The sequence below is a fragment of the Actinomycetota bacterium genome (assembly GCA_035536535.1).
Lineage (GTDB): Bacteria > Actinomycetota > JAICYB01 > JAICYB01 > JAICYB01 > DATLNZ01.
The window spans coordinates 1-22,011 of sequence record DATLNZ010000050.1 but is presented as its reverse complement, the minus strand read 5'-3'; the positions used below and the strand labels follow the sequence as shown (position 1 = coordinate 22,011).

General features: G+C 64.9%; 29 protein-coding genes. 24 read left to right on the top strand and 5 right to left on the bottom strand.

Annotation, left to right across the window (positions count from 1 at the left end):
• The 4 genes from VNE62_03455 to VNE62_03440 form a co-directional block, all read left to right on the top strand.
• The coding region (locus tag VNE62_03455) for a VOC family protein (GenBank protein HVE91347.1) at nt 1-249 on the top strand (249 nt) is incomplete at its 5' end.
• Nucleotides 250-271: 22 nt separating this feature from the next.
• Nucleotides 272-1,096, top strand: coding sequence for an Mrp/NBP35 family ATP-binding protein (locus VNE62_03450; GenBank protein HVE91346.1), 825 nt, complete (start codon nt 272-274; stop codon nt 1,094-1,096).
• Nucleotides 1,097-1,175: 79 nt separating this feature from the next.
• The gene (locus tag VNE62_03445; GenBank protein HVE91345.1) at nt 1,176-1,757 is read left to right on the top strand and encodes a sigma-70 family RNA polymerase sigma factor; all 582 of its coding nucleotides are present in this window, start codon (nt 1,176-1,178) and stop codon (nt 1,755-1,757) included.
• Nucleotides 1,754-3,052: a hypothetical protein gene (locus tag VNE62_03440; GenBank protein ID HVE91344.1), complete on the top strand. Its 1,299-nt coding sequence runs from the start codon at nt 1,754-1,756 to the stop codon at nt 3,050-3,052. The genes VNE62_03445 and VNE62_03440 overlap by 4 nt, the downstream gene beginning before the upstream one ends.
• Before the next feature lie 20 nt (nt 3,053-3,072).
• On the opposite strand, the gene VNE62_03435 is transcribed toward VNE62_03440, so the two are convergent.
• From VNE62_03435 to VNE62_03425, 3 genes are all read right to left on the bottom strand, one after another.
• The gene (locus tag VNE62_03435) at nt 3,073-4,800 is read right to left on the bottom strand and encodes an NAD+ synthase (protein HVE91343.1); all 1,728 of its coding nucleotides are present in this window, start codon (nt 4,798-4,800) and stop codon (nt 3,073-3,075) included.
• A 618-nt stretch (nt 4,801-5,418) separates the two neighbouring features.
• A complete protein-coding gene (locus tag VNE62_03430; GenBank protein HVE91342.1) occupies nt 5,419-6,225 on the bottom strand; it encodes a GNAT family N-acetyltransferase in 807 nt (268 codons plus the stop codon).
• On the bottom strand, nt 6,222-6,353 hold the full coding sequence (locus VNE62_03425) for a hypothetical protein (GenBank protein ID HVE91341.1): 132 nt from the start codon (nt 6,351-6,353) through the stop codon (nt 6,222-6,224). Before VNE62_03425 ends, VNE62_03430 begins: the two co-directional genes overlap by 4 nt.
• A gap of 134 nt (nt 6,354-6,487) precedes the next feature.
• Between VNE62_03425 and VNE62_03420 the strand changes: the two genes are divergently transcribed.
• From VNE62_03420 to VNE62_03395, 6 genes are all read left to right on the top strand, one after another.
• Nucleotides 6,488-6,919, top strand: coding sequence for a VOC family protein (locus VNE62_03420; protein ID HVE91340.1), 432 nt, complete (start codon nt 6,488-6,490; stop codon nt 6,917-6,919).
• 226 nt (nt 6,920-7,145) lie between these two features.
• Nucleotides 7,146-7,703 (top strand): AAA family ATPase, encoded by a 558-nt coding sequence (locus tag VNE62_03415; GenBank protein HVE91339.1) that lies wholly within the window; start codon nt 7,146-7,148, stop codon nt 7,701-7,703.
• Nucleotides 7,704-7,813: 110 nt separating this feature from the next.
• On the top strand, nt 7,814-8,581 hold the full coding sequence (locus VNE62_03410; protein ID HVE91338.1) for an inositol monophosphatase family protein: 768 nt from the start codon (nt 7,814-7,816) through the stop codon (nt 8,579-8,581).
• 338 nt (nt 8,582-8,919) lie between these two features.
• Nucleotides 8,920-10,203 carry a hypothetical protein gene (locus VNE62_03405; protein ID HVE91337.1) on the top strand — a complete coding sequence of 428 codons (1,284 nt, stop codon included), beginning with the start codon at nt 8,920-8,922 and terminating at the stop codon, nt 10,201-10,203.
• Entirely contained in the window at nt 10,200-10,763 is a 564-nt protein-coding gene (locus VNE62_03400) for a hypothetical protein (GenBank protein ID HVE91336.1), read from the top strand. Before VNE62_03405 ends, VNE62_03400 begins: the two co-directional genes overlap by 4 nt.
• Before the next feature lie 168 nt (nt 10,764-10,931).
• Nucleotides 10,932-11,870: an aminoglycoside phosphotransferase family protein gene (locus VNE62_03395; protein ID HVE91335.1), complete on the top strand. Its 939-nt coding sequence runs from the start codon at nt 10,932-10,934 to the stop codon at nt 11,868-11,870.
• Between the two features lie 18 nt (nt 11,871-11,888).
• On the opposite strand, the gene VNE62_03390 is transcribed toward VNE62_03395, so the two are convergent.
• Nucleotides 11,889-12,773, bottom strand: coding sequence for a hypothetical protein (locus VNE62_03390; protein ID HVE91334.1), 885 nt, complete (start codon nt 12,771-12,773; stop codon nt 11,889-11,891).
• Between the two features lie 307 nt (nt 12,774-13,080).
• Between VNE62_03390 and VNE62_03385 the strand changes: the two genes are divergently transcribed.
• Both VNE62_03385 and VNE62_03380 read left to right on the top strand, forming a co-directional pair.
• Entirely contained in the window at nt 13,081-13,698 is a 618-nt protein-coding gene (locus tag VNE62_03385) for a hypothetical protein (protein HVE91333.1), read from the top strand.
• 31 nt (nt 13,699-13,729) lie between these two features.
• The gene (locus VNE62_03380; GenBank protein ID HVE91332.1) at nt 13,730-14,275 is read left to right on the top strand and encodes a dihydrofolate reductase family protein; all 546 of its coding nucleotides are present in this window, start codon (nt 13,730-13,732) and stop codon (nt 14,273-14,275) included.
• A 152-nt stretch (nt 14,276-14,427) separates the two neighbouring features.
• Here the strand turns inward: VNE62_03380 and VNE62_03375 are convergent, their stop codons facing one another.
• Entirely contained in the window at nt 14,428-14,622 is a 195-nt protein-coding gene (locus VNE62_03375) for a hypothetical protein (protein HVE91331.1), read from the bottom strand.
• A gap of 136 nt (nt 14,623-14,758) precedes the next feature.
• On the opposite strand from VNE62_03375, the gene VNE62_03370 reads away from it, so the two are divergent.
• The 12 genes from VNE62_03370 (at nt 14,759) to VNE62_03315 (ending at nt 21,833) form a co-directional block, all read left to right on the top strand.
• Complete coding sequence (locus VNE62_03370; protein HVE91330.1) at nt 14,759-15,361, top strand: hypothetical protein; 603 nt, start codon at nt 14,759-14,761, stop codon at nt 15,359-15,361.
• A 9-nt stretch (nt 15,362-15,370) separates the two neighbouring features.
• Nucleotides 15,371-15,949 carry a GNAT family N-acetyltransferase gene (locus VNE62_03365; protein ID HVE91329.1) on the top strand — a complete coding sequence of 193 codons (579 nt, stop codon included), beginning with the start codon at nt 15,371-15,373 and terminating at the stop codon, nt 15,947-15,949.
• A 101-nt stretch (nt 15,950-16,050) separates the two neighbouring features.
• Nucleotides 16,051-16,491: a hypothetical protein gene (locus VNE62_03360; protein HVE91328.1), complete on the top strand. Its 441-nt coding sequence runs from the start codon at nt 16,051-16,053 to the stop codon at nt 16,489-16,491.
• Nucleotides 16,488-16,937 (top strand): GNAT family N-acetyltransferase, encoded by a 450-nt coding sequence (locus VNE62_03355; GenBank protein HVE91327.1) that lies wholly within the window; start codon nt 16,488-16,490, stop codon nt 16,935-16,937. The genes VNE62_03360 and VNE62_03355 overlap by 4 nt, the downstream gene beginning before the upstream one ends.
• Nucleotides 16,909-17,439 (top strand): AAA family ATPase, encoded by a 531-nt coding sequence (locus VNE62_03350; GenBank protein HVE91326.1) that lies wholly within the window; start codon nt 16,909-16,911, stop codon nt 17,437-17,439. The genes VNE62_03355 and VNE62_03350 overlap by 29 nt, the downstream gene beginning before the upstream one ends.
• Nucleotides 17,409-17,933, top strand: coding sequence for a VOC family protein (locus VNE62_03345; GenBank protein HVE91325.1), 525 nt, complete (start codon nt 17,409-17,411; stop codon nt 17,931-17,933). The genes VNE62_03350 and VNE62_03345 overlap by 31 nt, the downstream gene beginning before the upstream one ends.
• Before the next feature lie 84 nt (nt 17,934-18,017).
• Nucleotides 18,018-18,554 carry a DinB family protein gene (locus tag VNE62_03340; GenBank protein ID HVE91324.1) on the top strand — a complete coding sequence of 179 codons (537 nt, stop codon included), beginning with the start codon at nt 18,018-18,020 and terminating at the stop codon, nt 18,552-18,554.
• 119 nt (nt 18,555-18,673) lie between these two features.
• Nucleotides 18,674-19,363: a class I SAM-dependent methyltransferase gene (locus VNE62_03335; protein HVE91323.1), complete on the top strand. Its 690-nt coding sequence runs from the start codon at nt 18,674-18,676 to the stop codon at nt 19,361-19,363.
• Nucleotides 19,364-19,405: 42 nt separating this feature from the next.
• Nucleotides 19,406-20,047, top strand: coding sequence for a DinB family protein (locus tag VNE62_03330; GenBank protein ID HVE91322.1), 642 nt, complete (start codon nt 19,406-19,408; stop codon nt 20,045-20,047).
• 42 nt (nt 20,048-20,089) lie between these two features.
• Complete coding sequence (locus VNE62_03325; GenBank protein HVE91321.1) at nt 20,090-20,578, top strand: DinB family protein; 489 nt, start codon at nt 20,090-20,092, stop codon at nt 20,576-20,578.
• A complete protein-coding gene (locus VNE62_03320) occupies nt 20,575-21,117 on the top strand; it encodes an AAA family ATPase (protein ID HVE91320.1) in 543 nt (180 codons plus the stop codon). The genes VNE62_03325 and VNE62_03320 overlap by 4 nt, the downstream gene beginning before the upstream one ends.
• 182 nt (nt 21,118-21,299) lie before the next feature.
• Nucleotides 21,300-21,833: a dihydrofolate reductase family protein gene (locus VNE62_03315; protein HVE91319.1), complete on the top strand. Its 534-nt coding sequence runs from the start codon at nt 21,300-21,302 to the stop codon at nt 21,831-21,833.
• Nucleotides 21,834-22,011 lie beyond the last annotated feature (178 nt).

Here is a 22,011-nt window from a genome sequence, read left to right as displayed (position 1 = left end):
GGGGACGGGCAGGTCCTCATGGCGTCCGACGTACTAACCGCTTTCGGTCAGACTTTCACGCCGGGAAACAACGTGTACGTCTCCGTCCACCCGGACAGCCGGGAAGATGCGGACCGACTGTTCCGCGAGCTGTCCGCAGGCGGAGACGTCGAGATGCCGATCGCAGACCAGGTCTGGGGCGACTACTTCGGCAGCTTCAAGGACCGCTTTGGCGTGCGTTGGATGATCAACCACACCCCGGCGAGCTGATCGCGTGAGAGGGCACGACCCGATGGACGAGCTGCGAAGGGCAATGGGAGGTCCCCTCGGCCCCCAGCCGGCCCGGTTCGTTGTTCCGGTCGCCAGCGGCAAGGGCGGCGTCGGAAAGTCCACTGTCAGCCTTAACCTCGCCTTGGCGCTGTCGCAGGCGGGGTCGTCGGTGGGGTTGCTGGACGCCGACTTCTACGGCCCGGACATTCCCCGCATGGTCAACCTCGCGCGAAAGGTCCACCTCAAGAGCTGGACGATGTACTCGCGCAGCCGGCGCAAGATCGACCCCCTGGACGTCCACGGGCTGAAGCTGATGTCCATGGGCTTCCTGGTGGGGGAGGACCAGTCGGTGGACGTGTCCGGCTGGGTCGACTTCCTGCTCGGCCAGATGTTCCGCGACGTCGCGTGGGGGGAACTCGACTACCTCATCGTGGACCTGCCACCCGGGACGGCCGACCTGCAGGTCCGGCTGGCCAAGGAGGTGCAACTGGCTGGCGCGATCCTGGTGGTCACGCCGCAGGACGTGGCCCACCTTGACGCCAAGAAGGTCCTGACCATGTACCGCGATGCGGGGGTCCGCGTGCTGGGGGCCGTGGAGAACATGAGCGGCCTTCGCTGTCCGGGGTGCTCCGAGAGCATCGACGTCTTCCCTCGAGTCCGCGAGGACCGCTCGATCTGGGCTCTCGGCGTGGACAAGCTAATGGACATCCCGCTCGACCCCCAGGTGGCGCAGGCGGGCGACGACGGCCGTCCGCTTCTGGTGGCGCACCCCGACTCGCCGCAGTCCCAGGCCTTCCGCGATCTGGCGAGGCGCGTGTCGAGAGTCCTCGAGCCCACGGGGGCCTGACTCGCATCGAAAGGCGCGCGGCGCAGACGTAGTTGCTGATGCGCATTGCATCGATCGTGTAAACCTCGGACCCCCCGCCGTGCGAGTTCAACTCGTGGACGTGCTCAACGAAGGCCCGGCTCCAGCGCTGGGCGGGGCGAAGCCTCGTGAGAGGAGCCTGCGTCCGGGCGCGTCCTTTGAGGACTTCTACGGTCAGGAGGCTCCAGGCGTGCTGGCAGTCGCCTATGCGCTCTCGGGCTCGAAATGGGCGGCCGAGGAGATCACGCAGGACGCCTTTCTTGCCGCCCACAGGCGCTGGGACGAGGTATCGGCGCTCGAACAGCCGCGGGCCTGGGTCCGACGGGTGGCGATCAACATGTGCGCCAGCCTCACGAGGCGGCGACTGGCGGAAGCGCGGGCAGTCACGCGGCTGACGTCGAGGGACCGGCCGTCCGTATCGGAGCTGCCCCAGGAGGACACGGAGGTGTGGGCGGCGATCAGGTCCCTCCCGCGCCGTCAGGCGCTGGTGACGGTCCTTTTCTACATCGAGGACCAGTCGATCTCGCAGATCGCGAAACAACTGGGATGCGCCGAAGGCACCGTCAAGGCACACCTGCACAGGGCGCGCGGATCTCTCGGCAAAAAGCTGGGGGTTGCGGGGCCGGAGGAGGACGGGAAATGAACTCGACATTGGACCAACGCCTCAGCGGCGCGGCAGCCAGGCTCCGGGCGGCGGAGGCTTCGACGCAGCCTGCTCCGTTCCGGGGCGCCTCTCGCAGAGGGCGGCTCGTGGTCGCGACGGGACTCGTGATGGCCCTGGTGGTCGGGGCGGTTGCGCTGAGGACGCGCAACGACCGGCCCTCGAAGGCGCCGGTGGTGGGCGTCCCCGAAAAGCCTCAGACCAACGTCGGTGAGACGCCGGTGATCCCGAGGGAACAAGTCCCGGACGAGAAGGGCCCGGCGCCAGGAAGGGTCGCCAACCGTGGGACGGGGGTCTCGGCCGATCGCGCGTCCCCGGCACCCGTTGGCGTGGCGGCGCCCGCCGGTCGGCTCGCCTTTGTGCGCGAAGCCAACCTGAACATCGTCGGGACCGATGGGTCGGGATTGCGGACCCTCCGGGACGGAACGTCGCCTCACTGGTCACCCGACGGCTCTCTGATCGCTTTCGCAACCGTCAGCGCGGCCGGAAACAACGAGACGTGGGCCCCCACGACCGTCGCACCGGACCTGGCCGTCATCAAACCGGACGGCAGCGGGTTCACGCTTCTGACACAGAGCAGGGAGCACTGGGACGCAGACCCCGCCTGGTCTCCAGACGGAAGTCGGATCGCATTCTCGCGGTACGCGTCGGGGAGCTGGGGGGCGACGATCGGCTGCAGCCGCCCGGTCGGCGAAGGCCCCAACATCTACACGATCTCCCGCGACGGGACCAACCTCGTCCCGCTAACCAGCAAGGGGGGTTGGAGCCCGACGTGGTCGCCGGACGGCCGCAGAATCGCCTTTCTCAAACCCGGCTGTGCGTACCCAGGAGCCGACCAGAGCCAGCCGGTGCTCGTCTCGATGAACGCCGATGGTTCGGACGAACGGCGCATTGGGACGCTGCAGGGTTCATCGCCGGCTTGGTCGCCGGACGGCAAGTCGATCGCGTTCGAGAGCTCGATCGGCGCGAAAGGTGTCGAGTCGGCGATCTTCACAGCCGACCCATCGGGAGCAAACGTCCGGCAGGTGACCCTTCCTCGTGAGGGAGATGCCGGACGGGCTTTCGAGGGGGCGCCTGCATGGTCGCCGGACGGACGTTGGATCGTGTTCAACCGCGACCCCGACGGCCCCAAGGTCCAGAACGGAGAGCAGGGACCCGAGCCATCCAGGCTGCTTTTGGTCAGGGTGAGGGACGGCCTCGAGCTACAGGTCACCCGGGCCCAGCCCGAGGACCGCGGTCAAGACGACGGCGGGGCCAGCTTCGGACCTCCGGTGTAGTCCGTAGCTGGCATAACGCCTCAGTCGCCGGTCCAGCGGTTGGTTATCGGCAGTCGCCGGTCTCGTCCGAACGCGCGCTCCGTCACCTTCACCCCCGGGGGAGCCTGGCGGCGCTTGTACTCGTTGGCGTCCACCATCCAAACGATCCGCCGGACGAGCTCGCGGTCGAACCCCAGCCCGACGATCTCGTCCACCGACCTGTCGTCCTCGACGTACGCCTGAAGGATCGGGTCCAGGACGTCATAGGGCGGAAGCGAGTCGGTGTCCTTCTGATCCGGACGAAGCTCGGCCGACGGCGCCTTGTCCAGGACCCGCAGCGGGATCACCTCACCGCGTGAGTTGCGGTGTCGCGCCAGGCGGTACACGAGCGTCTTCGGGACGTCCTTCAGGACGCAGAACCCGCCGGCCATATCGCCGTAGAGAGTGGCGTAACCGGTGGCAAGCTCGGACTTGTTGCCGGCCGTCAGCATCAGCGACCGCGGCCGCGCGTTGGAAAGCGCCATCCACAAAAGCCCCCGGATCCGCGCCTGGACGTTCTCCTCCGCAAGCTGTCGTCCCGGCTCCCGCTCGATGTGCTCGCGCAGGACTTCCTCCACCGCCAGGTGCGGTCCGTCGATGGGCATGTCCAGGACGCGGATCCCCAGCCGCCGAGCGAGCTCGAACGCGTCCTCGCGCGAGTGCTGCGACGAGTAGCGGGAGGACAGCACAATGCCGGTGACCGCGTCCGGACCTGCTGCGTCCGCGGCGATGGCCGCGACGAGTGATGAGTCGATACCGCCGGAGATCCCCACCAGGACCTCGCGGAACCCGTTCTTGCGGACGTAGTCGCCCACCCCCAGGACGAGCGCGTCGTAGATCTCCGCGTCCGGGTGCAGGGGCTGCGTGATTCGCGCCTGGACCGGCTCCCGGTGGGATGCCTGCTCGTCCGAGACGACGATGGTCGGCGTCGCTACGCCGTCGGGGGCTGCGGCGATCTTGCGCATGCGCGGGTCGTGCAGCCGCTCGCGTCCGATGGCCTCGACGTCGATGTCCACGATCAGGAAGTCCTCAACGAACTGGGGGGCCGAGGCGATGAGCGCGCCGTCGGCGTCGAAGACCATGGAGCCGCCGTCGAAGACGAGCTCGTCCTGTCCGCCCACGAGGTTGACGTAGGCAAGCGCCGCGACGTGGTCGGACGCGCGTGTCGAGAGCATGGTCTTTCGTCCGGACAGCTTCCCCGCGTGGTACGGCGAGCCATTGATGTTGACCAGCACCTCGGCCCCCGCCCACGACTGCCACTCCGCGGGCCCGGACGAGTACCAGATGTCCTCGCACACCGACACCCCGACCCGGACACCGTTGATTACGAACACGGGGGCCGATGTCCCGGGACGGAAGTAGCGGTCTTCGTCGAAGACGCCGTAGTTGGGCAGAAAGTGCTTGTGGTACACGCCGGCAATTCCGCCGTCGGCGCACACGGCGGCCGCGTTGCGAAGGTCGGTGTCGAGGTCGGCGAAGCCGACGACCGCGCATATGCCGCGGGCGTCGGTGGCGATCTTGGCGAGGGCCTGGAGGTTGGCGCGAATGAACGAGGGCTTGAGGAGGAGGTCCTCGGCGGGGTAGCCGGTGACGACCATCTCGGGAAAAGCGACGAGGTCGGCCTGCGCGTCACGCGCCCGCTCGATCCACTCCCGGACGACCCGCGCGTTGCCGTCCACATCGCCGACGGTGGCGTTCACCTGCGCCAAGGCAACCCGCAGGGTCCTCACCCGGACATCCTACGACCCTATGCGCGCATGGCCGTCGTTCGGACAACCGACATGGTGTCCCGCGCGTTGGTCGAGTGATCGCGAGACGGGGGCCGGACGTGCTACGAAGGGCAGGGGCGGCGAAGGCGACCATTCGGCTGGTTGCCGCCAACCTCCTGGCGGTCCTCGCGGTCTACGCCGTTGTCGTGGCTTTGCACCCGGACGAGGACCCGTTCGCGGGCCCCGAACCCGGTGCCTGCCGGCATCTGCGCAATGAGGCGCCTCCACCACCGATACCCCAGCCGACCACGACCCCGCGTCTGGTGGTCGAACCCGCTGAGGTCCGTGCGGGGGACACCTTCACTGTTCGCATTGACGGGCTCGTCAATGGGGTGACCGGCGGCTACGTCCTGATGGAGGCCTGGGACGGTAAGAGGTGGTGCTCGATGTACCACATGCAGATGGCGTGGGATCCCCGGGAGCCGACGTGGGTTGAGTCGAGGGAATCCCACCACGTCACCCTCTTGTACGGGATGGATCCGGAATTGCCCCAAACGTTCAAGGTGCCCGAGCAGACGCCCCCTGGGACCTATCGGATCGCAAAGAGCGTCCGGCCGGAACATTCGGAGCAAGACATCTCTATGTACGTTGCCCTATCGGTTGTGAGAACGCGCGGCAAAGCGTCCGCTCCATCACCAGCGCGCTGACGGGCAACTTGACCGGACCGGGGTCGATCAAGCTTTTCGGTTTGAATCGATGTCGCTTGAATAGCGACACAGATCCCGTGTGGGAGGACATCAGATGGGCCGGCCGGACGTAGGCCCACGCGGGCCCGAGTCCGTCGATGAAGACTCCTCCGACCGACCAAGCGCGCTTGTCGTAAGCCACCACGGAAGTCGCCCCGTACACCTCCCTCGCGTGGGCCAGCACGTATTGGTCCTGACCACTTCCGCGCTCGCGTATCAGCTCGTCCAAGCCGGGGTCGTTCGGCAAGGCGACGATGGGAGCGGCCCGGACCAGCCCACCCCCGGCCTTCGCGATCGAAGCCAGAGCGGCGGACAGAGCGACTCCCGTCACGCCTCGCTGGCGATACGACGGCGCGACGCAGAAGCACGTGATGCGCCACAGCGGCTTCGCGGGCTTGGACGCTGCGGAGTCAGGCCTTTTCGGTATGGGCAACTCACTCGCCGGGCCGAACTGACACCATCCGATCGGCTCCCGCTTGTCGTAGACCAGGATCCCGTGCGTGAGACCCTGCTCGACAAGGTCCCGTTTGCGGGCGAGCGCCCAGTCGCGCTTGTCCGCCCACTTCCGAACCTCCCGCGGGGGCCGGAACCCCTGATAGACCACGCACCCGCAGTGGTCCCACCCATTGCCTTGCGAGAAGAGCCACTCGTAGTCCGGCCAGGTCCGGGTGGAAAGCTCTTTCGTCGTCCAGGAATTCACTCCCCCGGACCGCGCAAGCAGGACGGATGCGCAGCAGGGCCGGCGAAGACGGTGCCGGCCCTGCCTCTGCCCTCCACATCACCGATGGTGGCCTTCGCCTGCGCCAGGACAACCCACTGCGTCCTCACCCGGACATCCTACGACCGGTGGCCCGGCCGACAACCAGTTCAAAGTTGCCTGTTCGAGGAGGTCACTGAGACGCTAAATGGCGACACGCAGCGGCAGCCGGTGAACAGCGGCGATCGACGACAGGGGGCAGAACATGAGTCATCCCAGGTTCCGGGTATCGGCCGCCACCTTCTCGTCGCCGGACACCCGGCGGCTGGCCCAGTTCTACGCTCAACTGCTCGGCTGGACGGTCGTCGCCGACGACGGTGGCTGGCTGCGTGTGCGGGCTCCTGCCGGCGGAATGGGCTTGTCGTTTCACCACGAGGACCGGTACGTCCCGCCGGTCTGGCCGTCGAGTGAGGGCGAGCAACTGATGATGGTGCACCTGGACATCGGCTGCGATGATCTCGAAGCTGGCATTGCTCGTGCAGTCGAGTTGGGGGCGTCATTGGCCATTACTCAGCCCCAGCCAGACGTCCGAGTCATGTTGGACCCTGACGGCCACCCCTTCTGCTTGTTCTCGAGCGGCCCGCGCGGCGAGTTCGACATTGCCGACTGGCACGGGACTGACAGCATCGAGCAGTAACGGACGCGAACCGATCCGTTCCAGCCGCGGCGGGGGTTGTTACGAGCTGCTCATGCGGCGAACCGCGGGATTGGCCGTCCTGGCGGTTAAGTTGAGTTCAGCCGATGCCACCTGTGGGTTGTGCTTTAGCCAGGCAATGGTCATGGTGTTGCGACCGTTGGCAGCGAGACAATGTTGCTCGTGACCCGAGGGGAGAGCAGCCTGGTGATTGCTCTTGGCTGATGTGATGGTCATCGTCGTCTCAGGTCCGCCGTGCGTCGGCAAGACGGCAGTGGCGGAGTCACTGGCGCGCGAGTTCGGCGTCCCCCTCTTCGATTTCGATCTGCTGGCGCAGGTTCTGGCGCGGCCAGAGTTGATGGTCTCTCCAGACCAGTTGAGCCTTGTGGGTCCCACTGGGATTGAACTGCAGTCCGTTCTGCTCGAGCGTCAACTCGCACTGGGTGTCGGTGCGATCCTCGAACTCAGCGTCGACCGAGCGCTGAGAGCACGATGGAGGGCGATCGCGGCGCGCTTCGGCGCACCTTACTTTGGGATCGAGTGCGTTTGCTCAGAACGCGCCCTCCACCGCCAGCGCTTCGACGCGCGACCGGAGTTTCGCATCGGTGAGTGGTTGCTGACCTGGGAGTTCATAGAGTGGACCTTAAACACGTACGTGCCCGACGAAGAAGCCGCTATCCTGCTCGACTCGACAAACCCGCTTGAGCAGAACGTCGCAGCGGCCGCTGCGGCCCTAGCTTCCGGGGATTGGGCCGGTGATGCAGAGAGACATCGCCTCTCTGGGTGACGTGGTATTCAATCGCTTGCTGGCACGCGACGAGGTTGAAGAGCGGGGTGCCGTGAGTCAGTTCGGGTCCCACCGAACGCTGCCGACACGCCGGGCGTTAGCTTCAAGTCATGAGAGGCGGCATACCGGAGGCTGAGCGCCAGGATCTTATGCCGAGCAATTCGTCAGGTGCCGTTGTGAAGTCACCTCCCGTGTCGAGACAGCATGACCTCGAGATTGCTATTCGACTGGCGGATCTCGCGTCTGATGCTGCTTTGCGCTGGTTCCGGTCGCCCGAGCTCGGGGTTGAGAAGAAGGCGGATGGCAGCGTCGTCACGACAGCCGACGTCGAGATCGAGCAAATGCTTCGAGACGAGTTAGCGCGAATCTGCCCGAAGGATGCCGTCTTGGGGGAGGAGTTCGGTGCCACTGGCGAAGGCCCACGCGTCTGGACACTCGATCCGATCGATGGCACTGGCGGCTTCGTCGCTGGGAACACGGAGTGGGCAACGCTCATAGCCCTGGTTGAGGAGGATGTTCCCGTCGTAGGGGTCGTCAGTCGACCAGCGCGAGGTACGCGCTGGTGGGCAAGCGAGGGGTCGGGTGCGTTCAAGGACGGTCAACCGGTACGCGTTTCCGAGACGCAGCGTCTCGCCGAGGCGGTCCTCCTGGAGGACTTCCGCGTGAGCGTTGGTCGTCGCTTGGATACCAACCCGATGACTGTTCTGGCGCGCGCCTCCGCAGGCGTTCGTCCCTGGATGGATCTCTACGATTTGCTCCCGGGTGGCGGATGGCTCGGTCGATGTCGTCTTGCTTTGGCACGCGGGTTCTGGTCCAGATCTCTATTCATCGGCGTGCATCGTCACCGAGGCGGGTGGGAGATGGACCGACCTCCATGACGCACTTGACGTTGAGGCGCCCGTCCAGTTGGTGACCAACGGGTGGCTCCATCACGAGACGCTGGCGTTTGTGAACGATCTCATCGTCCGCGGGGTGTTCGATCCGGCTAACAGCCCGACTGAAGACATCGCAGCTATCAAGATGGCGAGACGCGACCAGCTTGAGTGTGTCGTGCCAGTGCGCTCGTGACGCCTGCTGGACGCCATGCTGCGGCATAACCGGCGCTGCAGCCGACCGAACGCCGTCGACATGCCCAGCGGCAACCTCAAGACTTGAGGGGCGGCGTACCGCCGTCTAGGGCGCGAGGTCTTTGTACGGAGACATTCGAGGTGACTGCTTGACCCGGTCATCCGTCGATCCGAGCGGCAGCACGAAGACGGTGGACTCGCTGCCGAGGTTGCTGTCAGCGGTGTTGATCGCTTTCACGATTGAGCACGACAACGATTTCGAGCGGCAGATGATGGCTTCGCCCTACCGGCCGGTCTTGGTTTCGATGGTGATGTGGAGCAACTTCATGCGCTTCGTGCCTACGCAAGGCATCACGGTTCGGGAACTCTCGGCCGCGGCCGGAGTGACCGGACCGGTTCACCCCTCCTTGCCCGGCATGGAGAGGTGGGGCTACGTCAAGGTGGAGAAGGCCCCAGGCGACTCGCGGCCGAGGCCTCCGAAGGGCGATCTCGTCATCAGACCTGGCCTGGCGGGCCAGAAGGCGCAGGAGATATGGCAGAAGCTTGCGGTTGAAATCGAGAAGCGCTGGCGAGAGCGCTTCGGCAATCAGGTCACCGATGCACTTGTCCACTCACTGCGGGCGTTGACGGAGGCGCTGGGAGGGAGCCTTCCGAGGTATCTGCCAGTCCTCACGGCCAAGGACTTCCGCACCGTGGCCGGCGAGTGGGGGCCAAGGCAGCCTTCCAGCGATTCCAGGCTACCGACACTCCTCACGCAGGCGTTGCTCGCGTTCATCCTCGACTTCGAACGAGATGCGGAACTTTCGCTGCCGCTCGCAGCGAACGTGATGAGGAGTCTCGAAGCGGATGGCGCTTCCGTCAGCGATCTGCCACTGCTCACGGGCGTTTCAAAGGAAGCGGTCAGCATGAGCCTGACGTTTCTCGAGAAGAACGGTTATGTGTCAGTGGACCCCCACCCACGTGGTGGACGCGGGAAGTGGGTGCGACCCACCCGGAAGGGTAGAGACGCCCAATCCGCTTATCGTGACCGGATCTTGCAGGTCGAGCGCGACTGGATATCTCGCTTCGGCGGACAATCCATCCGGGATATCCGAGAAGCTCTGAAGAGCGTCGTCGCTCACGTCCGATTCGCGGATGCTCTCGCGCCCCACCCCGAAGGGTGGCGGGCGAACAAGCCCTATTTGTCCCGGACGGAACCTTTTTGCGCAATCCCTACGGTGCCCTGCCTCATCACCCGATGGTGCTCCACCGCGGAGGCTGGCCCGATGGGAGCTAGTCCCAGCCGGCACAGCTGGCTGCGTCCTCGCAAGTCGGTCGCGTGTTGCGGCCGACACCGGTCGCTACGCGACGCGGCGCGCCCTGGAGCGCAGGGTTCGTTGGGCGGACCGTCGATGGCACGGCTAGTCGGAGAGGTTGAATCAGGGCTGTCATGAGCGTTCTCAAGCTCGGTGGCGGCAAGCCTTTTACCCTCTTCGCGCCCGGCGGCATCGGGGAGAAACTCGACGACCGCATGAGTTACCTCGGTCGCGTCAAGGGCACGAAGATCGGCTTCGCGTACGAGCACTCGGGTCACTTCGAATCGGTCGCGAAGATTCGGCGCCAAGCCGACCGGGACGCGGCTGAGATCCGGGCACTCGCCGCCGAGTACAAGTGCAAACGAGCGATCGGTTTCTCAAGAGGGGCTCGAGGAATCGTTGGCGCGTTGGCCGAAGACCCAGGGGCGTTCGAACGCGTCGCGCTTGTAATTCCGCCGCGTGGCGTGACGCCGGGGAAGTGGATGCCGTGGCTGGAGTCGCTTTCAGGCCCGGAAGGTCGCCGGAGCTTATCCGCTGAGATTCTGGTGATAGCTGATCAGGTCGATGCTGGCCATCCGGTAGAGGTGGCGGAGTTCTGGGCGGCACAGTTGGCTGCCCGGCTTGAGGTTCATCCGCCGCGCACGTTGTATACCGATGCCGAGCAGATGATGATCGCGCTCGCAAACTTCTTCAACTGATCCGCTCCCCCGATCTGATGTGGTCAGGATGCCTGTCGCATCTGGTGTGACGAAGGCATCGGGGCGGCCTCACTGCCCAGCTCGGCGCTACAGCCGGCCGAACGCCCCCAGCACCTCCAGCGATACCCTCACGGAGCCGACGTATTCAGCCCGCCCACGAGATCCCACTTGAAGAAGACAACGCCTGAACTCGACGAAGTCGAGCAGTTTTTGACCAGCCGACATCGCCAGGGGATCTCTGACCTCGAGATGCTTCACGGCGGCTTCTGGTCGGCCGCATACGGCTATCGCGTCGACGGCCGTGGGCTCGTCCTGCGAATCGGGCAGAACAGAGAGTGGTTCGACATCGAACGCGACGCCATGACCTACCACGCCCCCGACCTCCCGGTGCCTGAAGTGATTGAGATCGGCGACGGGCTCGGCGGCGCGTACGCCATCTCCGTACGTCACTACGGTCGATTCCTCGAGACGATCGCGCCACATGAAGCCGACAACGCTGGACGGACGATCGTGCGGCTCCTAGCAGCACTCAAAGGCGTGCCCCCACGCGCCACGCCGCCCCAGTGGTGCGACTCGCTCCGAGGCGCACTCATCGACGATTACCCGGAGCGCCACGACCACGGCTGGCGGGACAAGCTGGCCGCCTACCCCGACCACGACGCGCTCTTCCGCGCTTGCGAAGCCCGCATCGTCAACCTCATCGCCTCCTGCCCAGAACGCGCCGACCTCATCCACGGTGACCTGTTGAGCGCAAATGTCCTCGTCAACGACGACGCGTCCCACGTGACCGCAGTCTTTTCATGGAAATGCTCGCGACGAGGCGACTTCCTCTACGACACCGCCCTTTGCACCTTCATGGGCGGTGCCTTCTATCCCGGGATCGCAGGAGCCGATGTCTATCGTCGCGTCCTTCGAGACCCACAGATCACAGCCGAGAGTGGCGTGATCGACGACGCCGCCAGCCGCCACCACTGCTACGAGCTCCATATCGGCGCGACGCACCTCGGGGGAAACGCATGGCTGGGTAACGAGGAAGGACTCCGAGCCGTCGCTACCCACACTCAAGCGATACTCGATCGTGGTCCGCTGATGGCGGACGACCCGTGACGTCTGACGCAGGTCGTACTACGGACTGATAGATAGTTCCTGGAGCCACTGGTGTTCACTGTCAGCGATCATGAGAGCCTTGCGAAGCCATTGGCGCGATCGCCTGGTAAGGAGTCTCTTTGCGACCTCGAAGTCTTGATCCGCGAGCCGCGGCTCTTTCGACTTGTACAGCAGGGCGACGTGGAGCGGGAGGAATGTGCCGCGCGGACCCAGCTCGGCGAGCGGCAGGGTGATGGACGGCTGGCGGCGGTATCTCCACAGCTCGTCTTCGGTCTGTTCGATCAGGAACTCGACGTATCCCGGCGCGAGCATGAAGTCCTGCCACGACAGATCGAACTCGTCTTCCGGCCGCGCCCATAGGCAGTTCTCTGATGGTTTCAATCCGGCGCCGTCCCAGCGCACGAACTGACCGGCCGGCTCCGCGATCCTCACATCCCATCCGTGCAGGTGTTCGGATAGTGTCGGCAGGTCTTCACGGAGCACGATGAGGTCGATGTCGTGATGCTCACGGGTCTTCCGTCCCACTGCCGCGTCGACCGCCCAGCCTCCGCCGATCCACCACGGGCGGTCGTAGCCGCTCATGACCTCGTGAGCGCGCTGAATGACATGCTCCAGCGTGTTGCCTCCTGTGTACAGCTGGTCCCGGAAGTCCTCAGGCAGCACGAACGTGCCGTCCTCGGAGGGCGCCCATGCGGAGAAGGCCCGGACGTCTTCGCGTCGGAGCAATCGATCCTTACTCTGCTCGCGCGCGACGACTACAACTTCGGTCGGTCGGTCGAGTCGTTGTGTCGCGAGTTGGGCAAGGCGATGGGGCTCGGCTGCAAGGATCGGCAAGACGGGAACGCCCGTGGGGCCCTCGAGGCGATGCCAGTCGTCTGCCGATACCACCAGCAGTTCGAGCATGGAGACAAAGTACCGAGGCCCCGTGCGGGCCCGCGTCGCACGATAGGTCGAAACTCAGCGCTGGAGCCGACGGGCGCTACGCTCGAACCGCTCACGCCCGTGTAGGCAGGCAGACGAGTGCCTAGATCTGCGGGTCGCAATCCATCCGATGACCTCATCGAGGTGGTGGGGGGAGTCTTGTGTCGGCGGGAGCGCGGAGCACAGTTGCGAGAGGCTGTGGCGACGGGAGTCGCACGAGCCGTAGGCCGCTGGTCGCGCGGCAGAGTGACTCGCGGCCGGGCAGCAAGCCGTGAAGGAGCCTGAGACGGTGATTGACGACGCGGAGTTCTACCGGTGGTACGGGTCGTGGCTGCACCCGACACCGTCCGAGATCGCCGGGATCCTAGAGGGTGTACCGGTGCCGTGGTGGATCGTCGGCGGTTGGGCGATGGAGGCGTACACCGGGTCCACACGCCCGCACGAGGACACCGACGTCGCGATCATGCGCGGTGACCTGGCTGCTGTGCTCAAACACCTGCTTCCCGAATTCTGCGTGTGGTCGAACCTCAGCGGCACGATTCGCCCGCTGCAAGGGCCGGAAGGGCTGCTGGAAGGCTGCCGTCAGATCTGGGTCAGAAAGGATGGCATGAGCCCCTGGCTGTTCGACCTGCTTTTGACCCCGCATCAGGGGGATGTCTGGATCTCCATTCGGGACGACCGCATCCGCCTCCCGTTGGAGGACTGCGTGTTCTCGGGAGACGGCGGCATCCTGTATTTGCGGCCTGAGATCGTGCTTCACCTCAAGGCGCGGCTCTCGAGGTCCAAGGACGACCAGGATCTGGCCGCGGCGCTGCCGCTGCTTGACGAGGAAGCGCGCAGGTGGTTGGGCGAAGTCGTCGAGCGTGAAAACGCGTCCCATCCGTGGCTGAAACGGATCGGTCGTTGACACAGACGGCCCTATGGGGAGGTGAGCTCACGTGACGCGACCCCTTCGATACTCCATCAACATCACGTTGGACGGGTGCTGCGATCATCGCGCCGTTTCGCCCGACGAAGACTTGCATCGTCACGCCGCTGAGAACATCGCGCAGGCTGATGCCCTCCTCTTTGGCCGAGTGACCTACGAAATGATGGAGGCAGCGTGGCGGCCACCGGCGTCGACCGCAACGCGGCCGGATTGGATGGAACCATTCGCTCGGACCATCGATGCGGCTAAGAAGTACGTCGTGTCGAGCACCCTGGATCGGGTCGACTGGAACGCGGAGCTCGTGCGCGGTGATCTGGGGAAGGCAGTTCAGCGGCTCAAGCGGGAGCAGGGACTGTTCGTGGGGGGCGTGAAGCTCCCGCTGGCGCTTGCGGAGCTGGGGCTCATCGATGAGTACGAGTTCGTGGTGCACCCCAAACTGGCGGGCCATGGGCCGACACTGTTCGCGGGGCTACGAGAAAGCGTCGACTTGAAGCTCGTGAGCCGTCTGGAACTCGGCTCGGGAGCGGTGGCGATGCGATATGAGCCCATAAGGTAACCGTCAACAAGGAGGCGATTCCAGGCGCTCCAGCCACGTGTGCCGCCATCCATGCGTGTGAGCGCGGACTCAACCAGGCGCGCGCGTCGGCTGCGAGCGCAGGCAGCGCCGAGTCGAAGTCGGCCTGGTCCACCGGTCTGGGCGCTTTGCTCTTAAAAGAGAAGCACGATCTCCGGCGCGAGGACCGGGATGTTCTGCTCGTGGCGTATCGCGCGCGCGATCGGAAGCTCGATCGTTGGGTCCCGTCGGAGGAGCCATGTATTGCCGCGACGTTCGTTGAGCAGAAACTCGAACTTCACCCCATCGGGGGCCGTCGCGTGGTTTTCATGGACTGGCAAATGGAGCACCGCGGGCGGGTCGATCGTCTGAGCCAAAGTTCGAGTGCCCAGCCGCCGGCCAACGCCCACGTGCCTCTGAAGGGTTGCAGGATGTCCACGATCGTCGTGACTTGCTGGGAAGCGGAGGCATGATTGAGGGTAGGTGATGACTGAGTTCGACGCTGCCGGCAGACAGATCTACCATCAAGGCTTCTTGGATGGGTCGTGCTTTTTGTATTCCCTTGCTAACGCATACAAAGCTCTCACCGGGAGCAAGGTGACGCGTGAGAAGTGGGATCTAGCCATCCAGCATGTCCCTGAGCCGGCGAACTTCCTTCGCGATGTGGGGGCGACCGGTCTTTCGTATCAGGATGCGGTCGCTCTCATCGAGGCCATGCTGGATGGGTTCAGCGAGCCCGGGGAGCGCTTCGAGATCCATCAGCTGAGCGCGTCGGCCGGTATAGGCGACCTGTGCCGTGAGATCTCTCCCGGCTCTGTGGTGAACTTCGCGTTCAGCGGGAAGACGGAGGTCCATCATCCCCGGAACCATGTGGTGTGCGCGGTTGCCGCGAGCTTGGACCCGCCGGTCCTGCACCTCGCATGCTCCGCTGCTTTCTCCAGTCGCCATCTCCAAGACGGCTCTTACGAGGAGCGATGCCATCCGCTGCTGGGCCGCTACTCGAATGACTCAATCGCCTTGGACAGCCCGGTTGAGATCGCACCGAACTGGAGATGGCGCCTTACGCTCGTGTCGGGGAGGACGGGGTGACGGCTGGACATGGAGGCTGAGGAGGACGTCGCGCGGCCTGAGACATCAGTACGTGAGGCAGACGTCGGGGGAGCGATGAAAAGCGGCATCCGGGTCGTGCAGGCACAGAACGCCGACGACCTGGCCGCGGTTCGTGAACTGTTTTGGGAGTACCTGCAATGGGCGAACGCGAATGTCAACGCGGAGTTCTCGGTGAATTTCGACATCGCCTCGATGCTTGAAAGAGATATGCAATCTATCGAGAAGTTCTCGCTTCCCACAGGGAGGCTGATGCTTGGCGAGATCGACGATCGCGTCGTGGGGGTCGGGTGTCTCCAGCGTTTGCGACCGGGCATCGGAGAGATAAAGCGCATGTACGTCCGACCCGAGGCCCGGAAGGCAGGGGTCGGGCGAGCCCTGCTCGCTTCGTTGATGTCCGAGGCCAAACTGGCCGGCTACTCGAGCGTACGCCTCGACAGCGCAGGTTTCATGAGGGCCGCCCACGTGATGTACCGCTCAGCTGGGTTCCACGAGATTGAGCCCTACCCGGAGAGCGAGATTCCGAAGGAATTCCAGCGACATTGGGTCTTCATGGAACGAGATCTCTGACGTTGGACGGATCCGGGACAGCGGCAGGTGGCGCTCGCTTGATTCTCGTTCGTCACGGACCAGCGACACCTGATCCATCCTCACCACCTGGGGACTGGCCCTTGGTCGAACGTGCCGCTTGCGTTGGTCTCGGGTCCCTGCTCCCCGATCTGCCCGTCGTGAGTAGCGATGAACGCAAGGCAGTTGAGACGGCGGATGCCTTGGGGCGCGACTTCTTCATCGACAGCCGTCTACGCGAGGTGTCGAGGCCCTGGATCCAGGATCCCAACAAGTTCCATGCCGATACCCGCCGCTACTTGGCGGGTGATGCGCTTGCCGGTTGGGAGCCGCAGTCTGAAGCGCTTGCCCGCTTTGCCGAGGCGGCTGACGGCATCGTTGTCTCCCACGGCACCGTTATGAGCCTGTTCGTCGCTTCTCGCATTCGCATCGACCCGGTCAGGTTCTGGTCACGCCTGACGTTTCCGGATGCTTGGGAAGTGGGAGGCAGCGAGAGGCCCTTGAGAAAGGTGTCCGGGGCGCCGGGTTCGGAGCTATCGGGATGACAGATGAGCCTGAGGATCTCGCGCTTTGGTGCGACGCGCGGACCTTCACGCCGGTTCGGGATCACCCAGTCCGTTGGCTTGACTGGGAGAAGGACTTCGAGCTGGCCGTGGAGCTGGACAACTCGGTGTCCCTGGAGAGCTGGCTGAACGTCCGGGACCAAGGCTTCGTGTATTGCGCGGTGGTGAAGGGGGATCGCGCACTCGCCCGGGCTGCCCTGTGGACCTACTCTGAGAGTCGATGGGAGGTGGCGGCCGTGCGCACCCGAGAGGAGTGCCGGGGGCGTGGCATGGCAAAGTCGGTCGTGTCGTTCGTCACAGCCCACATCCTTGCCGCGGGCCGCGCTCCGACGTTGCACACGCAGCCGACCAATCTCGCGATGCTTCGGGCAGCGAAGGCTGTTGGTTTCCAACTGATCGATGCGGACCCGGCTCGAGATGGAGCGTGAGGGCTCGACTCTCCACCTGATACTCGGGCCGTGGGGGGCCGGCAAGTCCACCCTTGCCGAACGGCTCCCGAAGCTGCTTCCTGAGCATGTCATCTTCGACTGGGATCTCGTCATCCCGGGTTTGGCCCTTGCCACCGGCAAGGACGCGTTTAGGGATTCTTCGACGTGGGAGGGGTTGTACGCGATTTGGCTTGCCATCATCCAAGCCGTTCTTGATGGGGGCCACAATGTCGTCTTGTGCTGCTCGGTTCAACCGGTCGACATTCCGCTGGACGTCGTCTCGCCGAGGCGTATCCGTGCGGCCTACATCGACTGTTCGGACGATGAGCTGCGCGCGCGTCTAGGCGCCCGTAGGGAGTCCGCCGGCGATATCGGAGGGGAGCTTGCGGAGGCAACTGCCCTGCGACAGTCGAGCTACTTCCGTCTCGATGGCGCGCGCGACCCCGATGCGCTGGCGGAGGCTGCGGCTATGTGGATCCTGGGCAATCAGGCGGTGAACTAGGCTGCGCATCTGATGGAAGGGTTGACTGTCGCTCAGAACGTGGCCAAGGCGTGACCTCCCCTGGCAGCCCTCCCTGGTTCAGGTGGAATGGTGTGTGCCTCGATTGCGCCCCGGACGACTTTGAAAGGATGATCGCGCTCTATCGGGACATGTTCGGCATCCAGGTCCTCGACAAAGAGGAGCGTTGGGCAATGCTCGGCGACCCGGCCGCTGGGATGAACATCAACATTCAGGCCGAAGACTGGTACGTCTCCCCCGTTTGGCCGGAGCTGGCTGACGCCCAGACCAAGATGATGCACTTCGAGATCGAGGTCGACCACGTGGAGCGCGCCGTCGCCCGTGCAATATCGCTCGGCGCCCTGCAGGCGCCCGAACAGCCAACAAACAGAGATTTGAACACTCTGAGAGTGATGCTCGACCCGGCGGGTCACCCGTTCTGCCTATGGAGCCGGCACACGCCCGACGCCAGCACTGCCTATTGGCACGACAGGTGAGGCCGGTTGTCTAAGCCACAGGTGCTGTCACCGGGGCATCGAGTTGGAAGGTTCGACCGTGCCGTGAATGAGTAGGATTCCGCGATGGAACATCTGGACGGGCCCCCGATCGCCGGCGACGAGACCGCCACGCTGCTCGGCTCCCTGGAGCGGCAGCGAAGAACTTTCGCCTGGAAGTCCGGGGGACTTGGCGCGGACGGGTTGCAGGCGACAGTCGGAGCATCGTCAATCACGTTGGGCGGCCTGCTCAAGCACCTCGCCCTCGTAGAGGCGGACTACTTCTGCCTGCGGCTGCACGGGCGTGACCCGGGGCCGCCGTGGAACGCAGTGGACTGGGAAGCTAACCCCGGTTGGGACTGGCACTCTGCGGCGGACGATAGTCCGGACCAGCTCTATGCCATGTGGCAGGACACCGTCTCCCGATCCCGCTCCTTTGTGGCGGAGGCGTTGGCCGAGGGAGGCTTGGATCAGCTGGCCAAAGTGCCGGGTGGTGACGGCAGTGCGCCCAGCCTCCGACGGATCCTGATCGACATCATCGAAGAGTACGCACGACACGTTGGGCACGCGGATCTCATCCGCGAGTCGCTGGACGGACTTGTCGGCGAGGATCCCCCGGGGTGACCCCCACCGAGGTGGATCCGAACACCCAGCGACAGGCGGTGTTGTTCAGTGGGTCGGCGCCCTGGGATGAGCTCGAGGCTGCCTTGGCCTCGTTGCCTGCTCCCGTTGGCCCGGATGTGATGTTCGAGTTCGCTCGGACGGCCGGCTGGGGGACCGGGGATTGGGTTGTTGATACCGGGTCGTATGGGTTTACTCATGCGCAGAGGCTCGAGTCTGCGTTTGGCTGCCGTGTCCTTGCTGTGGACCTGGTCGATGGTGGACTGCGGTCGGCGCGGTCGGACGGACCCCGGGAGGGCGCCGTCTTCGGCGTGCAGGGTGATGCGCAGCTGTTGCCGGTCGGTTCGGGCTCGGTCGCCGGGGTCTGGTCGCGCGACATGGTTTCGTGCGTCGACCCGGAGCGGTTTCTGGCCGAGTGCGCTCGCGTGCTGAAGCCGGGGGGAGCCGTCGTTTTGTATGCCGCATGTCTGACCCGGCTGCTCGCCGGCGCGGAGAGGGAGCGGTTCCTGGCCGCGTTGTCTCTGACTGGTGGTGCGGAGCGGGCCATCCTGGAAGGCGCGATCGCGAAGGCTGGACTGCACGTGGATGGGATAGCCGAGGTAGGTGCAGGGTGGCCTGAGGCCGATCTGGTGTCGGGGGGTTCTCGTCTGACCGAGGATCTGCTCGCGATCGTGCGGATGCAGCGGGCCGAGGAGGCGTTGGTCGCCCGGTTCGGCCGTACCTGGTTCGAGACGATCCTCGCTTGGCGGCAGTGGGCGCCGTTCATGGCGTTGGGAAAGCTCAAGGTAGTCGTGTATCTGCTGCGCAAATAGCAGCGTAGGACTCGGCACTGCAGACGGCCAATCGCTACCCTCGTGGCGCGGCTCACGGGAGACGGAGGATTCGTGAGTGTGTGGGCGACGAGCTTGGCGGAGCGGTATGACCACGCCCTCGGGGTCCTGGCCGAGTTGGTCGAGGCTTGCCCCGACAAGCATTGGAGCGATCCCGTCTGGGTTGTGCGTCGTACCGATAGGCATGTTTGGCCGATCGTTCGTGGGACGGGGGCCGAGCTCCCGGACGATGAGCGGCTCCAGCTGCAGGCCGCCTTTTGGAACGTGGTCGTGCACTCGCTTCATGCTCTCGATGGGTACCTCGAGGGGGGCCTCCGATCACCCTCGCCACCTCCGCCCTTCGACGCATGGCAGATGCCCGGCCACGTACTCCCGGACAAACCCCCGACACGCGAGGAGGTGCTCGGCTATCTCGCACAGCTTCGGGCCCGGGCTGCGGACATCCTGGGGCGCCTCACGGAGGAGGACGAGGCTCGTCCCGCTCGCCGCGGGCTCCCCTTCGCTGATCTGTTGATCCACGAGCTCGTACACCTCGCCGAGCACAACGCTCAGCTCGAGCAGTTCCTCAACGTTCGGACCGGCTGGTCGCGTCCGGATTGGCAGACATCCGATCGGTGGTTTCATCCGTGCGAGCATTGCGCGCCGGACGAGACAGAGCGTTCTTGAACAGGGAAGTAGGATTGCCCGCCCCTGGACTAGCGAGTCTCGATGGCCAAGAAGAAGCCCCTCACTGTTGAGCAGTTGATCCTGATGCTCAGGGATGCGCCCGCGCGAATCGCGAGCATGGTGGGAAGTGCTTCGCCGGAACAGTTGCAGACCGCTCCCGGGCCTGATGAGTGGTCCGCCAATGAGGTCTTGTCGCATCTGCGTGCATGTGCCGACGTCTGGGGTGGGTGCATCGACAGGATCCTCCAGGAGGACAGTCCCACCATCCGAGCCATGAATCCCCGACGCTGGCTCCTGAGCACTGACTACGTCGAGCAGGACTTCCGGAGGTCGTTGGGTGCTTTCAGTGCTCAGCGGGAGGGTCTGCTGGCGGTCTTGAGTCCTCTGTCGCCCGACAATTGGTCGCGAAGCGCCACCGTGACGGGGGCCGGAAAGCCGCTCATACGGACGGTGTACAACTACGCGGAGTGGCTGGCCGTCCACGAGCGGCCCCACCTCAAGCAAATCGGGCGCGCAATGACCCCCCGGTGAGAACGATCACCGTTGTTTCGGGCTGCCCGGGAACAGGCAAGACGACAATCGCGTCTGCGCTGGCTGCGGCGGACCCGTTGGGCGTCCACCTCGAGTCGGATGTGTTCTTCGACTTCTTCGCGCACAGGATCCTTTCCATCCGACCCGAAGCACACGAACAGAATGGAGCGGCCGTTCGGGCCGCCGCCGCCGCAGCGGCTGCATTCGCGACGAGCGGTTACCAGGTGGTGGTGGATGGAGTTCTGGGGCCGTGGTTCGTCCCGACCTTCCTGGATGGTGTGGCGCCATCGGGCCTAATGGTCGAATACGTCGTCCTGCGTGCCCCGCTCGATGACACGCTTCGTCGCGCGCTACCTCGCCCGAGGGGAGATCAGGCGGAGCAGGAGGAGATCGTCAGGCACATGCATCGCGGGTTCGAGGACCTCGGGAGGTTCGAGAAGCATGCCGTCGAGACCGGCGGTCATGGGATTCCCCAGACGCTTGCCACGGTGGCCGAGCGGCGGTTCCGTGGCGACTTTCTGCTTGCCCCGACGGTTTGAGGGGCCCGAGACCCCACGGATCCCACGTAGGGTGATCCTCGGCGCGCGATGGCCGACGAAGCCGTGCTCTGCGATCGCGGCTGCGGGTCTGGCGATGGGCCGGGCGAACCGAAAGGACCTGCTCCGCCTCAAAGGCATCCTCGAAGGCCCAGCCTGACAGTGAGTACGGATTGGAGTGATCGATGCGCCAGGTGACGTTCGGGGTCGGCAACAGCCTCGACAACTTCATCGCCCGCACGGACCATGGAGTCGATTGGCTGCTTTGGGACGAAGAGGTGGCGTCGGTCAGTTCAGAGTTTTGGAAGACGATCGACACAGTGGTCATGGGCCGCAGGACCTACGAGGTGGCTTTGAAGGCCGGCAACACCTCGTACCCGGGCGTCAAGAACTACGTGGTGTCGCGCACCATGAAGAGGTCTCCAGACCAGGATGTTCAGATCGTTGCCGACGACGCGCCGAACTTCATCCGGAAATTGAAGGAGAGCCCGGGCAGGGGTATCTGCATCATGGGGGGAGGTGAGCTCGCGAGCACGCTCTTCGAGGCGGACTTGATCGACGAAGTGGGTTTGAACGTCCATCCGGTGTTACTCGGACGCGGAGTCCCGCTGTTTCTCCCGATGAAGCGAGAGCTCGATCTCGAACTGCTGGAGTGCAGGACCTTCCGCAGCGGCTGTGTCTTCCTTAGATACCGCGTGAAGCATCCAGTGGCGAACTAGTCGTGGCGATCGATCGCGACCGGGGCAGGCAGGTTCGTCGAGGACCACTTTGGTGAAGCGCTCGGAACGAATCGACGTCGCGTCGCGGTGGACCACTGCGTTGTCGAAGACGGGCGCGACCCCGCTGAAAGCGCTGGCGGAAGTCCTGGATGAGGACGTCCGGACCTTGAACCTGGCC

Excerpts from the sequence above, each read along its gene's own strand:
- VNE62_03390 (HVE91334.1), bottom strand. The coding sequence starts at position 12,773 with ATGCTCGAACTGCTGGTGGTATCGGCAGACGACTGGCATCGCCTCGAG.
- VNE62_03415 (HVE91339.1), top strand. The coding sequence starts at position 7,146 with ATGGTCATCGTCGTCTCAGGTCCGCCGTGCGTCGGCAAGACGGCAGTG.
- VNE62_03400 (HVE91336.1), top strand. The coding sequence starts at position 10,200 with ATGAGCGTTCTCAAGCTCGGTGGCGGCAAGCCTTTTACCCTCTTCGCG.
- VNE62_03315 (HVE91319.1), top strand. The coding sequence starts at position 21,300 with ATGCGCCAGGTGACGTTCGGGGTCGGCAACAGCCTCGACAACTTCATC.
- VNE62_03410 (HVE91338.1), top strand. The coding sequence starts at position 7,814 with ATGAGAGGCGGCATACCGGAGGCTGAGCGCCAGGATCTTATGCCGAGC.
- VNE62_03350 (HVE91326.1), top strand. The coding sequence starts at position 16,909 with ATGCGGACCCGGCTCGAGATGGAGCGTGAGGGCTCGACTCTCCACCTG.
- VNE62_03325 (HVE91321.1), top strand. The coding sequence starts at position 20,090 with ATGGCCAAGAAGAAGCCCCTCACTGTTGAGCAGTTGATCCTGATGCTC.
- VNE62_03335 (HVE91323.1), top strand. The coding sequence starts at position 18,674 with ATGTTCGAGTTCGCTCGGACGGCCGGCTGGGGGACCGGGGATTGGGTT.
- VNE62_03355 (HVE91327.1), top strand. The coding sequence starts at position 16,488 with ATGACAGATGAGCCTGAGGATCTCGCGCTTTGGTGCGACGCGCGGACC.
- VNE62_03420 (HVE91340.1), top strand. The coding sequence starts at position 6,488 with ATGAGTCATCCCAGGTTCCGGGTATCGGCCGCCACCTTCTCGTCGCCG.
- VNE62_03340 (HVE91324.1), top strand. The coding sequence starts at position 18,018 with ATGGAACATCTGGACGGGCCCCCGATCGCCGGCGACGAGACCGCCACG.
- VNE62_03365 (HVE91329.1), top strand. The coding sequence starts at position 15,371 with ATGGAGGCTGAGGAGGACGTCGCGCGGCCTGAGACATCAGTACGTGAG.
- VNE62_03370 (HVE91330.1), top strand. The coding sequence starts at position 14,759 with ATGACTGAGTTCGACGCTGCCGGCAGACAGATCTACCATCAAGGCTTC.
- VNE62_03440 (HVE91344.1), top strand. The coding sequence starts at position 1,754 with ATGAACTCGACATTGGACCAACGCCTCAGCGGCGCGGCAGCCAGGCTC.
- VNE62_03450 (HVE91346.1), top strand. The coding sequence starts at position 272 with ATGGACGAGCTGCGAAGGGCAATGGGAGGTCCCCTCGGCCCCCAGCCG.